Source organism: Bradyrhizobium sp. USDA 4369 (assembly GCF_054056435.1).
This window is the reverse complement of the sequence record NZ_JBSRYH010000001.1, coordinates 2,539,933-2,555,240: the sequence shown is the minus strand read 5'-3', so window position 1 is coordinate 2,555,240 and position 15,308 is coordinate 2,539,933. Positions and strand designations below refer to the sequence as shown.

General features: G+C 65.0%; 15 protein-coding genes. 4 read left to right on the top strand and 11 right to left on the bottom strand.

From position 1 onward, the window contains the following. Positions 1–90 precede the first annotated feature (90 nt). Both ACVIJ6_RS11610 and ACVIJ6_RS11605 read right to left on the bottom strand, forming a co-directional pair. A complete protein-coding gene (locus tag ACVIJ6_RS11610) occupies positions 91–387 on the bottom strand; it encodes a DUF3551 domain-containing protein (protein ID WP_012047569.1) in 297 nt (98 codons plus the stop codon). A 141-nt stretch (positions 388–528) separates the two neighbouring features. After that, positions 529–1,503 carry a Bug family tripartite tricarboxylate transporter substrate binding protein gene (locus ACVIJ6_RS11605; protein WP_456772826.1) on the bottom strand — a complete coding sequence of 325 codons (975 nt, stop codon included), beginning with the start codon at positions 1,501–1,503 and terminating at the stop codon, positions 529–531. A 112-nt stretch (positions 1,504–1,615) separates the two neighbouring features. Between ACVIJ6_RS11605 and ACVIJ6_RS11600 the strand changes: the two genes are divergently transcribed. Beyond that, positions 1,616–2,026 (top strand): VOC family protein, encoded by a 411-nt coding sequence (locus ACVIJ6_RS11600; RefSeq protein ID WP_456772825.1) that lies wholly within the window; start codon positions 1,616–1,618, stop codon positions 2,024–2,026. 16 nt (positions 2,027–2,042) lie between these two features. Here the strand turns inward: ACVIJ6_RS11600 and ACVIJ6_RS11595 are convergent, their stop codons facing one another. Together ACVIJ6_RS11595 and ACVIJ6_RS11590 are read right to left on the bottom strand one after the other, a co-directional pair. Then, positions 2,043–3,371: a DUF2330 domain-containing protein gene (locus ACVIJ6_RS11595; protein WP_456772824.1), complete on the bottom strand. Its 1,329-nt coding sequence runs from the start codon at positions 3,369–3,371 to the stop codon at positions 2,043–2,045. After that, positions 3,368–4,192, bottom strand: a complete 825-nt coding sequence (locus ACVIJ6_RS11590; RefSeq protein ID WP_456772823.1) for an RnfABCDGE type electron transport complex subunit D — start codon at positions 4,190–4,192, stop codon at positions 3,368–3,370. The genes ACVIJ6_RS11595 and ACVIJ6_RS11590 overlap by 4 nt, the downstream gene beginning before the upstream one ends. Positions 4,193–4,348: 156 nt before the next feature. On the opposite strand from ACVIJ6_RS11590, the gene ACVIJ6_RS11585 reads away from it, so the two are divergent. Further along, positions 4,349–5,923: an AMP-binding protein gene (locus tag ACVIJ6_RS11585; protein ID WP_456772822.1), complete on the top strand. Its 1,575-nt coding sequence runs from the start codon at positions 4,349–4,351 to the stop codon at positions 5,921–5,923. 6 nt (positions 5,924–5,929) lie between these two features. On the opposite strand, the gene ACVIJ6_RS11580 is transcribed toward ACVIJ6_RS11585, so the two are convergent. From ACVIJ6_RS11580 to ACVIJ6_RS11565, 4 genes are all read right to left on the bottom strand, one after another. After that, entirely contained in the window at positions 5,930–7,231 is a 1,302-nt protein-coding gene (locus ACVIJ6_RS11580) for a cytochrome P450 (RefSeq protein ID WP_456772821.1), read from the bottom strand. 114 nt (positions 7,232–7,345) lie between these two features. After that, positions 7,346–8,455 (bottom strand): HD domain-containing phosphohydrolase, encoded by a 1,110-nt coding sequence (locus tag ACVIJ6_RS11575; RefSeq protein ID WP_456772820.1) that lies wholly within the window; start codon positions 8,453–8,455, stop codon positions 7,346–7,348. Positions 8,456–8,669: 214 nt separating this feature from the next. Beyond that, positions 8,670–10,952 (bottom strand): molybdopterin cofactor-binding domain-containing protein, encoded by a 2,283-nt coding sequence (locus ACVIJ6_RS11570; protein WP_456772819.1) that lies wholly within the window; start codon positions 10,950–10,952, stop codon positions 8,670–8,672. After that, positions 10,949–11,437 (bottom strand): (2Fe-2S)-binding protein, encoded by a 489-nt coding sequence (locus tag ACVIJ6_RS11565; protein ID WP_012047578.1) that lies wholly within the window; start codon positions 11,435–11,437, stop codon positions 10,949–10,951. The genes ACVIJ6_RS11570 and ACVIJ6_RS11565 overlap by 4 nt, the downstream gene beginning before the upstream one ends. Before the next feature lie 259 nt (positions 11,438–11,696). On the opposite strand from ACVIJ6_RS11565, the gene ACVIJ6_RS11560 reads away from it, so the two are divergent. After that, entirely contained in the window at positions 11,697–12,077 is a 381-nt protein-coding gene (locus tag ACVIJ6_RS11560) for a hypothetical protein (RefSeq protein WP_456772818.1), read from the top strand. A gap of 41 nt (positions 12,078–12,118) precedes the next feature. After that, the gene (locus tag ACVIJ6_RS11555) at positions 12,119–12,790 is read left to right on the top strand and encodes a dienelactone hydrolase family protein (protein ID WP_456772817.1); all 672 of its coding nucleotides are present in this window, start codon (positions 12,119–12,121) and stop codon (positions 12,788–12,790) included. Positions 12,791–12,941: 151 nt separating this feature from the next. Here the strand turns inward: ACVIJ6_RS11555 and ACVIJ6_RS11550 are convergent, their stop codons facing one another. The 3 genes from ACVIJ6_RS11550 to ACVIJ6_RS11540 form a co-directional block, all read right to left on the bottom strand. After that, complete coding sequence (locus ACVIJ6_RS11550; protein ID WP_456772816.1) at positions 12,942–13,658, bottom strand: polysaccharide biosynthesis/export family protein; 717 nt, start codon at positions 13,656–13,658, stop codon at positions 12,942–12,944. Positions 13,659–14,003: 345 nt separating this feature from the next. Continuing rightward, complete coding sequence (msrA, locus tag ACVIJ6_RS11545; protein ID WP_456772815.1) at positions 14,004–14,660, bottom strand: peptide-methionine (S)-S-oxide reductase MsrA; 657 nt, start codon at positions 14,658–14,660, stop codon at positions 14,004–14,006. A gap of 183 nt (positions 14,661–14,843) precedes the next feature. Next, the gene (locus tag ACVIJ6_RS11540) at positions 14,844–15,161 is read right to left on the bottom strand and encodes a hypothetical protein (protein WP_012047583.1); all 318 of its coding nucleotides are present in this window, start codon (positions 15,159–15,161) and stop codon (positions 14,844–14,846) included. Positions 15,162–15,308: the final 147 nt, after the last annotated feature.

Sequence of the window (15,308 nt, the reverse complement as noted above, 5' to 3'; positions counted from 1 at the left end):
AATACAAAGTATACATGATCACCAAGTTCGGGCAAGCCCGTCGTCACGGCCGGCCGCCGGAAATCATCCCGTCGCGCTGTATTCGGAACCTCAGTAATAATTGTAGCGGTGGACACGGCGCGGCGGCGGCATGTCGACATAAACAGAGGGGCCACGGCGCGCCGGATCGAATGCGACGCGCGGATTGATGCCGCAACCGGCGCTGCGTCCTGAGGCGCTGGCGCGGCATTGCTCGAAGGTTTCGTAGGAGCATTCGCCGGGATAACCGACGCCCCTGCCCTGCACACACCAGGGATAATCGTGGCCGGCAAAGGCCGGTGCGGCACCGCCGCCGCTGACCAATGCAACGCCGACGAGGCCGGCCGCCATCATCATCACCTTGCGCATGATCTGTCCCTCCTGAGGCGAGCAGGTTGCAGCACATCGGCATGGTTAAAAAACGACAAATCGGCGGAGCGCCTCGTCAAACAAGGCGATGACGTGTCGCGCATGCGGCACGTCATGTTTCGAGCCCAGCCTCCCTTCGCGTCAGTCCAGCTTCAGGCCGGCGAACTCGACGACCTTTTTCCACTTGTCGGTTTCGGCAACGATCTGCGCCCCGAACTGATCGGGCGATTGGATCAACGGCTCTCCGCCGAGATCGACCAGCTTCTTCTTGATCTCGGGCTCGGCGAGAACGGCGTTCACCTGCTTGTTCAGCTTCTCGATGATCTCTTTCGGCGTATTCTTCGGCGCGCCCATTCCGAACAAGGCGCTCGCCTCGTAGCCCGGCACGGTTTCGGCAATCGCCTGCACGTCCGGCAATTGCGCCGAGCGGTCCTGGGTGGTGACGCCGAGGGCGCGCAGCGAGCCCGAGCGGATATGCTGGATGATCGACGGCATGTTGTCGAAGATGACCTGGACCTGGCCGCCGAGCATGTCGGTGATGGCCGGCGCCGCACCACGATACGGCACATGCTGCATCTTGGTGCCGGTCATCGCCATGAACATCTCGCCCGAAAGATGCACCGAGGTGCCGTTGCCGGAGGACGCCATGTTCACCTTGCCGGGATTTTCCTTCAGATAGGCGATGAATTCGGCGACAGTCTTGGCCTTGATGTCGTTGCTGACGGTCATCACGTTGGGCACGCGATTGAACGAGGCGACCGGCGCGATGTCGCGCACGAAGTTGAACTTCAGGTTCGTGTAGAGGCTGGCATTGATGTAGTTCGCTGGATTGACCAGCAGCACCGTGTAGCCGTCGGCGGCCGCGTTCACCACCGACTCGGTTCCGATATTGTTGCCGGCCCCCGGCTTGTTCTCGACCACGAATTGCTGACCGAGCGTCTCGGATAGGCGCTGTCCGATCAGCCGCGCCAGGATGTCGGTCGCCCCGCCCGGGGGATAGCCCACCACGAACCGCACCGGGCGGGTCGGATATTCCGCGGCCGACGCGAAGCGAACGGCAGCGACGGATGGGACGGCGGAAGCGAGCAGGCCTAATGCGCGGCGACGTGAAATCATGCGTTTCCTCGACGTTTATCGTTGAGCGGCCATTCGCGGACCGCCGAAGAATGGTGTAACAGACTCCCGCGACGACGGCGAGTTCGACGTGTCATCAGGGGAGGAACAGGCCATGCCGGTTAAGATCGACGCACTCGACCATCTGGTCATCAATGTCGCCGACGTGGAGCGCACGACCGCCTGGTATCAGAAAGTCCTGGGCATGACACTGCAGGTGTCCGATCCGGGCCGTGGCCGGGCCAAACGCACGTCGCTGCATTTCGGCAGCCAGAAGATCAACGTGCGACCGAAGGACGCGGACAAGGTGGACTGGTTCACCGCCGATCACGTGATGGCTGGCAGCGACGATCTTTGCTTTTTGACCACCAGCACTCCCGAGGAGGTTGTCGCCCATCTGAACGCGCTGAGCGTCGCCATCGAGGAGGGCCCGGTCGCCCGGCAGGGAGCGCGCGGCACTCTGCGCTCGGTCTATTGTCGCGATCCCGACGGCAGCCTGATCGAAATCTCGTCGTACCAGAATTGAGCCCGAGGGCAGCGCGTCACTTCAATTCGCCCTCGCCGCTCTGCACCATCTTGGCGACGATCTCGCTGCGCGGCCAGCCGGTCAATGCGGCGAGATCGGTCGCCTCCTTGGTGAAGCGCGCGGTGAGTCTGTCCTGATAAGACTTGGCCGCCTCGCATGTGGCCTGGCCGCGCCACGGATGATGCTGCACGTAGCGCCCCTGGAAGTTGCTGCGGTCCCTGGTCTCCGTGAACACGATGTCCTCGGGAAACGTCTTGGCGTCGTAGCGGACGTGCAGCCGGGTCACGAAGGCATCGGAGCCGCCACCGCGGCGCATGGCGCTGAACGCGGTGTCGTCGCTGCTGCCGATCCAGCGCGCCCCGAGCTCGGCCAATTCCTTGTTGCTCATGGGATCGGCGGCACAGGGATCGCACCATCCCATGTCCCAGGCATATTCGACGAACACCGCCTGCATGTTCTCGCGCGCCACGGCGCGCTCGAACATCGCCTTGTAGAACGGGCCGAACTCGTTCTTGACGTAGAGCGGAACGTCGATGTCGGTGGGGATCTTCACGGTGCGGTAGTTGGCGGCTTCAATGCGGCCGCTCCTGGTGAGTGCGTAGATGATGAGATCCTGCGGCCCTGCGGCATTGACCGTGCCGAGCCGCAGCGGCACCATGAACTTGGCGCTCTGGTAGCGCACCTGCAGAGGACGCAGAGTGCCGTTGCCGACCGCCTTCATGCGCTCGACATTGACCTTGGCGACGAAGAACCGCATGCCCTGCCTGATGTAGCTGCCGAGCACCGTCTCCGCACCCTGCGGGATGCGATAGTCATTGTCGGTCAGCCAGCGCGTCAGGCCGTCGCTCTCCTGCGCCGACAGGATCAGCACGTCGTATTCGGCGACGTCGTAGCTCGCCTCGATGGTGACGCCGTACTGGCGGGACATGGATGCCTCGCCTCTTGCAACCGCGGGCGGCATCGGAGCGCCAGGGGCCATGCGGTACATGATCGGATGGCACGGATCCTCGTCGTGATACTCCACCAGCCGCGGCGCGGTATATCTGTCGAGATGGTCGATCGTCTTCGGCTCGACCACGCCGATCTGCTTGCGTTCGATGAACGTCGGCACGGGGACGACAACCGCGAACTCCTTCACGTCGCCCTCGAAGTCACTGGCCATGGTGATCGAGGTCTGTTCACCATCCCGGGCCAGCACCACCTTCGAGGATTTGTTGAACAGCTTGGCATCCGCCTGCGCGACGTAGAAGCCGCAGAATGCATTGGCCGGGACCACGGCCGCGTGGGCCACGATCGCAGCTGTGGCGACACTGGTCCGGAAGATCTTGTCGATGCGCAGGGTCATGTCGAAACTCCTTTCGGAACGGAAGGACACCAGGAAAAGCGCGCGGCCGGCACGAGCCGGTCGAGCACGAGCGTGAGCGGCGACAGCGCGATCAGCGCGACATAGAGCGCCGGACGCATCTGCAGAACGAAAGCCAGATAGTGCGCGGCGACGGCCACCGTGATCGCGAAAAGCAGGCGGCCCACGCGCGAATCCGGCGATGTCCGCGGGTCGGAGATCATGAAGAAGGTGAAGATCAGCAATGATCCGCTTTGCAGCTGATGCAGCGGAATGGCGACGGGATCGCCGAGCCAGGCGGCGCGCAGCAGCAGCAACGCGGCGTGGCTGGCGAAGAAACAGATCGCGATATCGACACGGTGCGAGGCACTGAGCACGAGAAGCGCGAACAGGCCGGCCAGACTTGCGAACCAGATCTCGGCGCCCCATTGGCCCGGCGAGATCCACACGCCGCGCGCCGTGAACAGCAGCACCACGATGGCAAAGCCGGCGGGATTGAAGATGTGCTTGCCGTCGACGCGCAGTACGAGTTTCGAGCCGATCGCGATCAGGGCCGCGGCGGCATGCAGCCACAGCGCATCGGCGCGCAGCAGCAGGCTCAGCGACAGGCCGGTGATCAAGGGCGACTTGGCATCGAACGGCACACCGGAGAGACGGCAGCCGAGGGCCTGCGTGAGCAGCGCCGTCGCAACGGCGATCAGGCTTGCCGCAGGACGGGCCCCGAAATCGATGATCGCGAAGTTGACAGCCAGCAGCGTCGCCAATGCCGCGATCTGGAAATAGCGAGCATCGGGCAACCGCCATGGTCGTGGCCAGGTCAGCATGCAAACCTCCGGGCGCGTTTTGCCGCGCCATTGGTCGCGCGCGACGAGAGGCGGGTTCAATCCCGATTTGATTGCAGAGGCGGGGAATGGCAAAACACCCTGCAAGACCACATCAAGCGGCCAGCAGTGCCCGCACATCAATGATCGGGAGGACAGATGAACGGAACCAGCATGGCGCGGGGCACGGTGACGCCGTTCGACGGCATGGACGTGCCGTGGCTGCTCAAGCAGCGCAGCGAGACCCGGCGTGACCATCCCTTCCTGATCTGGGCGCCGTTCGACGCCCCGGCCCGCCATTGGAGCTACGGCGCGTTCCATGAACGGGTCGGTGCATTGGCCGCCGGCCTGGTCAAGCGCGGCGTCAAGCCGGGCGACGCCGTGCTGATCCATCTCGACAATTGCGTCGAGGCGATGCTCGCCTGGTTCGCCTGTGTCGAGCTTGGCGCGCTCGCTGTCACCACCAACACGCGCTCGGCCGCGGCCGAGATGAGCTATTTCGCCGAGCATTGCCGCGCCGTGGCCGCGATCACCCAGCCGGCCTATGCCGAGATGATCTCGGCGCATTGCCGCGGCATCCGCTGGCTTGCGGTGATCTCGCATGATCCTGGGCAGTCGGAAACGGCCACCGTCGGCGTGGGCGACCGTTTCGAGACGCTGTTCGCCGACAGCGCCGACCGGCCGCGGCGGCCGGTCGATCCGTTCGCCCCCTGTAGCGTGCAGTACACGTCAGGCACGACGTCGCGGCCCAAGGCGGTGCTGTGGACGCATGCCAATGCGCTGTGGGGCGCCAAGGTCAACGCCGTGCATGAGGGCCTGCATCAACACGACGTGCACCAGACCTATCTGCCGCTGTTCCACACCAATGCACTGGCCTATTCGATGCTCGCAAGCCTGTGGGTCGGCGCCAGCTGCGTGATCCAGCCGCGCTTCTCGGCCAGCCGGTTCTGGCCCGTGGCGCTCGAGCATGGCTGCACCTGGACCTCGACGATCCCGTTCTGCATGAAGGCCCTGCTCGACCAGGAGGTGCCGAAGAATCACAAATTCCGGCTGTGGGGCACCGCGATGTCCGAGCCTATGGCCTTCGCCAAGTTCGGCATCAAGATCATCGGCTGGTGGGGCATGACCGAGACCATCACCCACGGCATTGTCGGCGACATCGACCAGCCGAACACGCCGATGTCGATCGGCCGCGCCGCGCCGGAATACACCATCCGCATCATCGACGATGACGGCCGGCCGACGGAGGTCGGCGGCACCGGCAACCTCGCCATCAAGGGCGTTCCCGGCCTGTCGCTGTTTGCAGAATATCTCTACAACGCGGAGGCGACGCGGACGAGCTTCGATGCCGACGGCTTCTTCCTCACCGGTGATCGGGTCACGCGTCTGGAGAACGGCTTCATCAAGTTCGGCGACCGCACCAAGGACATGCTCAAGGTCGGCGGCGAGAATGTCGCGGCGTCCGAGATCGAGCAGGTGATCATCACGGTGCCAGGCGTGCGCGAAACAGCTGTGGTCGCCAAGAAGCACCCGATGCTCGACGAGGTACCGGTCGCGTTCGTGATCGCACAGGATGGCATTCCGCGCGACCAATTGCCCGAAAAGGTGCTGGCGGCCTGCCGCGCGGGACTCGCCGACTTCAAGGTGCCGCGCGAGGTCCGGCTGGTCGACGAGCTGCCGCGCTCGACGCTGGAAAAGGTCGCGAAGGCCGAACTGCGCAAGCTGCTCGACTGAGCGGCCTCAGGCCATCGTCACACGGATCGGCAACGTCTTCGGTCCGTTGACGAAGGTGGCCTGGGTCATCTTCACCGGACCGGCCAGCGACAGCGAGCTCAGGCGCGGCAGCAGCTCCTCGAACAGGATGCGCATCTCGAGCTTGGCAAGGTGCTGCCCCAGGCATAGATGCGCGCCATAGCCGAAGGCCAAGTGCCGGTTCGGCCGGCGGTCGCTGCGGAACCTGTCGGGCTCCTCGAACACGGCCTCGTCGCGATTGCCGGACGCGTAGCACAGCATCAGCCAGTCGCCTTTCGCGATCTTGCGGCCGCCGAGTTCGGTGTCGGCGGTGGCGCTGCGCATGAAATGCTTGACCGGCGTCATCCAGCGGATCGCTTCGTCGACCAGCCCCGGGATCAGCTCGGGATCGGCCTTGACACGTGCGAACTGCGCGGGGTCCTCGGCCAGCGCCCAGATCGCACCGGCCGTCGACGACGAGGTCGTGTCATGGCCCGCGGTCGCGACGATCATGTAGTAGCTGGTGCGGTCATGCAGCGGCATGTCCTCGCCATTGATCTTGGCGTTGGCGATGACCGTGGCGAGATCGTCGCGGGGATGGGCGCGGCGGTCTTCGGTGATGCGCTGGAAATAGGCGGCGAAGTCGGCCACGACGGACTGCAGCATCGCCGCGAACACCTCGGCCGACAGCGCCTCGCGCACCCGCGCCGTGTCCGGGTCCTGCGGTCCGAACAGCTCCTGCGTCAGCTTGAGCATGCGCGGTTCGTCCGCCTCCGGGACACCCAGGATCTCCATGATCACGTGCAGGGGATAGCCGAGCGCGACGTCGGCGACGAACTCGCAGACACCCGCATTGGCCGCGGCCTTCGCGGCCATGCGATCGACCGTGGCCCGGGCGATCTCGCGGATGCGCGGCTCGAACTTGGCGATATTGGCGGGCATGAACCAGCCCTGCGTCAGCGCGCGATATTTCGGATGATCCGGCGCATCCATCTGCACCAGCGAGCGCACCAGATTGGGCTGGCCGGTGATCTTGTGGACGCGCTCCAGCACGGCCTTGTTGGTCAGGGTCGTGGCGCGGTCGGCGTTGTGGAACAGGTCGTTCTGGCGGCTGATCGCGAGAATGTCGGCATGCCGCGTCACCACCCAGAACGGATCGAACGCGTCGAGCTGCGCGCGGCCGAGCGGATTGTGGACGCGCAGCCAGCGATAGGCATCATGGATGCGGTGATCGGCGTAGCACGCCGGATCGACCAGCGCGGCCGCGATGTCCTGGGGAATCGCCTCGTCGGCCGATGCGGCTGCGCCCATCCGGTCCCTCCAGCCTATTGTCTTTATTGCGGCAAGAGTAACGGACCACGAGCCGGCCGCACTTGCGTCCAGCGGCTGCGGAGCGGGTCGACGGTTGCGCGCAGCGCGATCCGGTCAGTGAGCGCCCATGGCAACGGGACGGAACGCCTGCAGCAGCTGCTGGTCGAGCTTCGGCCCCATATTCTCCATGATCGAGAACGCTCGCGCATGCGAGAAGGCCGGCCGATAGGCGCGATTCTCGATCAGCGCCGCATAGATGTCGACGATGGTGGTCAGGCGCACGATGTCGCTGATCTGCTCATTGTGCAGGGCATCGGGATAGCCGGAGCCGTCGAGGAATTCGTGATGATGCAGGATCACGTCCAGCATCTCCGGCGGGAAGCCGCCCTGCCGTGCGAGCGCCTCATAGCCGCGACGCGGATGCTGGCGCAGAATGGCGATCTCCTCGGCGGTCAGCTTGCCCTGCTTGTCGAGCACGGCGACCGGAATGAACGCCTTGCCGACATCGTGCAACAGCGCTGCACGCACCAGGCGGCGCTGGTCTTCCTCGCGCATCCCGAGATGGATCGAGAAGCCGACCGCAAAGCCGGTCACGTACAAACAATGCCGATAGGTGTCGTTGTGGTGGCAGCCGACGACGGTCAGCCACTCGCGCAGCGAGGAGTGCTTGATGGCCTTCAGGATCTTGCTTTCGGCGGCGACGATGTCCGCCATGGTCAGCGCGACGCCGTCCGGCAGCTTCTCGAACATCTTGACCATCACCGCCTGCGCGGCCTCGACGCCGCGATTGAGCAGCTTGCCGCGATCACTCTCGTCATAGCCGTCATCGGCCGGCAGGGCCGAGCGGATCCGTTGCAGCACGTCCGCCGGGCTGAACGGGCGCGCGATCGTATCGGTGGCGCCCAGCGCCCAGGCCTGCATCGTGGCATGGTGCAGCGCCTCGGCCAGCACGAACAGACGCGGCACCTCGCTATAGGCGCGCGACGCGAGCTTCTTGCGCACGCGCTGCACGCTTTCCGGCGAGCGCAGATTGATATCCACGATCACGCCGGAGAAGCGGTTGCCGGGATTCTCCGGAATCTCCGTGGTCGCCATCATTTCGACATCGCCCACCGAGCGCAGGATGCGCGCCAGCTCGCTGCTCTGGTCGCCGCGATCGGAGGCGAGCAGGAGATGACGCCTGGTCGCGGTCTCGGTCGCGGTCTGCTTGGCTGTCGCGCTCATACGTGCTCGCCCCTGCGGTTTGCTGCGCATGCACCCTATCCGGATGCGGGTTCGTCACGGCTTAACCGGTTCGTTCAAGCTGTCTGCTTTCCGGTAAGCGGGACGTTAAGAGCAACGGCTGATTTTCGCAGCATTCATCGGCGGTGGCGACAAACAAGAACCGCCGGAGACGGTCTCCGGCGGTTCCCAGGTAGAGCGGTGCACGCCCGATGCGCTACGCCTTCATGTTGGCCTTCACCGCTTCCGCGGAGATCGGCAGCGACCGCAGCCGTGCGCCGCAGGCGTTGTAGATGGCATTGCCGAGCGCCGGCGCGACCACGGTCACCGCGGGCTCGCCGACGCCGGTCGCCTTCTCGCCATTGGCGATCACGGCGATCGCGACCTCCGGCACCTGGCTCATCCGCAGCGGCGTGTAGCTGTCGAAGTTGGTCTGCTCGATGCCACCATCCTTCAACGTCGCCTTCTCGTACATCGCGAGCGACAATCCCCACAGCGCCGCACCCTCGACCTGGGCGCGGATGTTGTCGGGATGGACCTGCGTGCCGACGTCGGTCGCCACGGTGAGCTTCTTCACCGTCACCGCGCCGGTCTCGGCCACCGCGACATGGGCGACGCAGGCCGTCCAGCTCGCGCTGGCCCGCTCCTGCGACGAGACGCAGGCCACGCCCATGCCCTCGCCCTTCGGCAGCTTCCTGCTGCCGTAGCCGGACAGGCCCATCGCCGCCAGCAGCGTGTTGCGCAGCCGCTGCGCGCCGCCATCGTTCTTGCCCTTGCCGTCGAGCAGCGTGATGCGGAACTGCGCCGGGTCCTGGCCGGACGCGGCCGCGATCTCGTCGATCATGCTCTCGACCGCCCAGAACGTCCACCCCGGCGCCACCGAGCGCAATTGCCCGGACGGCGTCGCATTGTGCGCGAGCTCGTTCTTGATCGCGCGCACATGGTGGTTGGGCACGGTGTAGAAGAAGTCGGCGCCGTTGACCGTGAACGAATCGAGCGGGCCCTTCTTGTCGACCGACGGCGTCAGGAAGTCCGGGATGCCCCAGCGCGCCGTCGGCCAGGCCGAGACCACGTCGTGGCTCAAGGCAATGAGCTTGCCATTGCTGTCGAGCCCGGCCTTCACTTTCTGGTAGGTGAGCGGCCGCGAGTAGTCCATCGTCATGTCGTTCTCGCGGGAATAGATCACCTTGACCGGCTTGCCGACAGCCTTCGCCGCCTGCACCGCCGGCACCATCATGTCGGCATCGAGCCGGCGGCCGAAGCCGCCGCCGAGCCAGGCCTGGTGCATCACGACGTATTTCGGGTCGATCCCGGCCGCACCGGCCGCGATCGCGCCGGAGCGGGTCGCGAACTGATTGCCGGAATAGATGTGCAGGATGTCGCCCTTGAACTCGGCGGTCGCGTTCATCGGCTCCATCGGCGCGTGGATGTTGATGCTGGTGGTGTACTCCGCCTCCAGCACTTTCGCCGCGCCGGCCAGCGCCGCGTTGGGATCGCCGTCCTTGACGAAGAACTGCCCGGCATCGTCCTGCGCCTGCAGCCGCATCGCCTCGGTAATGATCGTGTCGGTGCTGACATTGGCGTAGGGGCCCTTGTCAAAGCTGATCTTCAGCGCATCCGCGGCCTTCTTGGCATTGGCGAAGGTCGAGGCCACCGCGACCACCCAGCCCGACGTGGAGCCGGTCTTGTCGTCGAGCACGACCGCCTTGATGAAGCCGGGCACCTTCTTGGCCTCGCTGTCATCGACGGACTTGACGGTGGCGCCGAAGCGCACCGGCGGCGTCACCACTTTGCCGTAGACCATGCCCGGCAGCATCGTATCGATACCGTATTTCGCCGTGCCGTTGGTCTTCGACGGAATATCGAGCTGCGGCACCGAGACACCGATCAGGGTGTACTGATCGGGCGTCTTCAAGGTCAGCGCCTTCAGCTCGTCGGCCGTGAAGCTCTTGGTGATCTTGCCGCTCTTGACGATCTCGGCATAACTCATCTGCTTCTTCGACCTCGGATGCATCACGACGCCGTCGCGCACCACGAGCTCCTTCACCGGCACGCCCATCGCCGTGGCGGCCGCCTCGGTCAGCGCGATGCGCCCCGCCGCGCCGGCGCGGCTCATGGCGTCGAAGTTCATCATCGTGCTCCAGCTGCCGCCGGTGATCTGGGCGCCGAGCACGGGATCGTTGAACTTCGGATCGTTGGAGGCGAGCTGGACGCGCATGTCCTTCCAGGCCGCACCGAGCTCCTCGCAGATGATCTGCGCCATGGTCGAGGCGATGTGCTGGCCCATATCGGCCTTGCCGCAGGTCACGGTGACCAGGCCATCCGGCGCGATCGAATACCAGACGCTGGGCTCGAAGCCCGCGGGTGTCGTTGCGGCGAGCGCGCCGTCGGCGAGGCCGGCATAGCCGAGCACGAGGCCGGTGGCGGCGGTGCCGACCAGGAAGGAGCGGCGGCTGAGATCGGGCGCCATCGACGGCGTTGCCTTGACGTGCTGGTTCATGTCGCCCTCCGGTCGCTGGTGTTCGACGCGGTGCGCATTTCGGATGCGGCGCGCTGGATCGCCTTCTGGATCCGCGAATAGGTCATGCAGCGGCAGAGATTGCCGTCCATATGCGCGACGATCTCCTCCTTGGTCGGGCTCGTCGTCTTGGCGAGCAGCGAAGCTGCCTGCATGATCTGGCCGGACTGGCAATAGCCGCATTGCGGCACCTGCTCGGCGATCCATGCCTTCTGCAGGGGATGATCGCCCTTCTGCGACAGCCCCTCGATGGTGGTGATCTTCTTGTTGGTGACGTCGCCGACCATGGTCTGGCACGAGCGCACCGCCTCGCCATTGACATGCACGGTGCAGGCACCGCACAGCCCGGCGCCGCAGCCGAACTTGGTGCCGGTCATCTGCAACTGCTCGCGGATGACCCATAGCAGCGGCGTGTCATTCGCCGCGTCGACGGACATGGTCCGCCCATTGATAGTGAGATTAGGCATGTGGTTTCTTCCCCGCCCGGCGTGCGACTTCGCTTACGGCGAAGTTCGGTTTGTTGATGTCCCTGGCACCCACCGGATAGATGCCAGCCATCATGAAGAATGATCGCGTTGCTGCGGTGACGCAACGGAATTTGGAACAGCGCCCTGCGAAATGAATCGTCAATCCGCGTTGTGCGGCGCAGAAGCGCTGGGATCGCGGCGCCGCACAGGCTAAGAACGGCGGCTGTCGGCCGCGTTCTGCCGAAGGAGACGCCTGTCCATGAGAACACCCGCGCACAGACCGCCGCGTCTCGGCGTCGTCATGCTCTCGTCCGTCGCGCTGCTCACGGATTTGCTAATCGCGAATCCCGCTGACGCGCACGAGACGGGTTCCTTGCCGGGCGACCGCGCGCCTTTCACAGCGACGTTATCCAACCTGTCGCCGCTTGCCTTCGGAATGGATGTCGGTGAGACATCGCGCGCGCTGGCGCAGCCGCTGATCTACGTGAAGGGATCACCCGGCAACGAGACCTATCTCGCCTTGCGGAATCTCGGCGGCAGCGGATTGGTGCCGCATCGTCATCGCCTGTTTCTCAAGTTCCGGAACGGACGGCTGACCGGTTGGAAAGAGGATTACGGCACCAATTGGATGTGGCGGTAGCCCGCCGCGGAGGTTTGGACTCATCGTTGGAAGGACGGAACGTGGGACAGGACATCAAGCTCACTGCAGCAGACGGCTTTCAGCTCGGCGCTTACCGGGCAGATCCGGCGGGAACGCCGAAGGGCGCCCTTGTCGTGATCCAGGAGATCTTCGGGGTCAATCATCACATCCGCAATGTCTGTGACCGGCTCGCCGCCGAAGGCTATGTCGCGGTGGCGCCCGCGATCTTCGACCGCATCGAACCCGACTTCACGTCAGGTTATTCCCCTGACGAAATCGCCTTGGCTCGGAAATTCGTTGCCAATCCAGACTGGCCGGCGATGCTGCGCGACACCCAGGCCGCGATCGACGCCGTGAAGGATGTGGCCGCGGTCGGGATCATCGGCTTCTGCCTCGGCGGCAGCATCGCCTATGCGGCGGCGACCAAATTGACCGGGTTGAAGGCCGCGGTCGGCTATTATGGCGGCGCCATCGTGCGCTTCGCCGATGACAAGCCCACCGTCCCCACCCAGCTGCATTTCGGCGAGAAGGATGCCGGCATTCCCTTGGCCGACGTCGACGCCATCAAGGCCAAGCGACCCGATGTCGAGATCTTTGTCTATCCCGGCGCTCAGCACGGCTTCGGCTGCGATGAGCGCGCGAGCTATGACAAGGCAAGCGCGGGTCTCGCCTGGACGCGCAGCCTCGCCTTCTTCGCGCAGCATTTGCGTTGAGAACCGCCATCATTGCGAGGAGCGAAGCGACGAGGCCATCCAGAATTTCAACCTAACTCTGAATTGCGCCGCTTCGCTGGCAATGACGGGAACATAAAGCCAACGTTGCTTACAGCCGCCGGATAGCGGGACCTGCGAGCAGCTGCCGAGATCAGAACCAACGCTCGCCGACCTGAATCGTATCGCCGGGCTTGAGCGAGGTGCCCAACGGTACCTCGTAGCGGGCTGCGCCTGACGCATCGGTATGGGTCAGCGTGACCACGTCGCGGCGCGCGCGCGGCGAGAAGCCGCCGGCGATCGCGATCGCGCTCTCGACCGTCATGTTGGGAACATAGGGATATTGGCCAGGCGCCTGCACCTCGCCCAGGATGAAGAACGGGCGATAGGCTTCGATCTCGACCGCGACCGATGGTTCACGAATGTAGCCGTTGCGCAGCTTGGCCGCGATCTCGGCGGCGAGACCAGCCGTGGTGCGGCCACGCGCCGGCACGCTGCCGATCAGCGGCATCGTGATCGCGCCGGACGCATCGATCGCGTAGGTGTTGGTGAGCCCCTCCTGGCCGTAGACAACGACGCGCAGCCGGTCGCCGGCGTCGAGATGGTACGCAGCATCATACCGCGGCGGCATGTAGCCGGCGGGCATGACATAGGCGCCACCGCGCGGGGCGGCAGCAAACGCGTTGCGCAGCGCCGGGATGGCCCCACCCTGCCCGGTGGCGGCAACCGGGTCGGAGGAAGGCATCCCATAGGCCATTGCATCGAGATCACTGTGCGGCTGGCCGACGGCGACGGGGGAAGCCGTGTGCATACAGCCCGACAGCAGGATCGCGGAAAAGGCGGCAATGACTGGAACGAAAAACGCGCGCACTCGAACAATCCTTGAAGGAGGATGTGCCCTAGTGATGCGCGGTTAAGGTTAACAAATCGTTGGCGCGTGTCGTCTGCGTCGCGCGCAACTGCGCCTGGAAGAGACCGCGCGACGCGAGCCATCGGCCTTACGAGAAAAACCCTCTCCCACGAGGCCGGAGAGGGCATCCCATGTCACGGCAACGCGCCGCTGAAACGCAACGAGAGTTTCCTCAGGATGGGCGCCCCGTGCTGATTTGAGCTCGCCGCCTGAAACGCTGTCATGCTCCGCGCATGCCTACGCGGACGACGACAGCGGGGGTCGACATGTCCATCTCAACAGGACCGAGACTTTGGAAACGCTCGTCTAGGCAGTGATACCGACGCCGATCGGACACGCCACACCGGTGCCGCCGAGCCCGCAATAGCCGGCCGGGTTCTTTGCCAGATATTGCTGATGATAATCCTCGGCGAAATAGAACGGGCCTGCCGGCGCGATCTCCGTCGTGATTGCTCCGAGCCCCTTGGCGCGGAGCGCAGTCTCATAGGCGGCCTTCGACGCGTCCGCCGTCTCGCGCTGCGCATCGCTGAAGGTGTAGATCGCCGAGCGATATTGCGTGCCGATATCATTGCCCTGGCGCATGCCCTGGGTCGGGTCATGACTCTCCCAGAACGTCTTCAGCAGGCGCTCATAGGAGATGACCTTCGGATCGAACACCACCAGGACGACCTCGGTATGAGCCGTCAGCCCCGAGCACACTTCCTCATAGGTCGGGTTCGGCGTGTGGCCGCCAGCATAGCCCACGGCGGTGACGTGAACGCCTTCGCCAAGCTGCCAGAATTTACGCTCGGCGCCCCAGAAGCAGCCGAGCCCGAACACGGCCTGCTCCAGGCCGGCGGGATAGGGCGGCAAGAGCCGGCGGCCATTGACGAAATGGGTCGGCGCCGTCGGGATCGGCTGGGCACGGCCGGGCAGCGCGTCGGCGGCGGTCGGCAAGACAGGGGATTTGCGCATGAAGAACATGGATGTCTCCGCTCATGGCCATGGGTTTCCGCGGGAAGAGAGAGCCCGCGGGCAGGATGGCCGATATCGTTCCGGATATATAGAACTCTACGCGCCGGGCAGTAGCGCCGTTACGCCGGACGCAGCGTCGCGGCCCAGGGTTCCGCGCGCCAGCCGGTCGTCGGACGCGGCGAACCGCCGCGCTCAGTCGCGCGAATAGCCGATCAGCGGCCGGCGCGGCCGGAACAGGAGCATCAGGAGGATGCCGAGCAGGCCAAGGACGGCGAAAACGGGCTGGTCGAGCAGCACCTTGACGATCCACTCCCACAGGAACGGCGCCTTGGCGTCCACCCAGGCCCTGAACGCCGCCTGGCTCGACTGATGGACGTCGTTCCAGAGCTGGCCGAAGCGGGTGAATTGCAGGGTCTGGTCGGCCACCCAGCGCGCACCGTCATAGACGACGAAGATGAAGCTCCCGGCGAGCAGCAACAGCCCCACCAGCCGGAAAAAACCGCGGATCATGCCTCACCTGCCCTCTCTCAGATGCCCCGAAGGGCAGCAAGGCCATAGCGGGCCTCCTCGGGAAATTCAACCTCGTCAGGGGTTTAGAAGCCCGTTTTGCGCGGTTTCGGCGGCAGCGGGGGTCGCAGAGACCGTTGACGCTCGGCG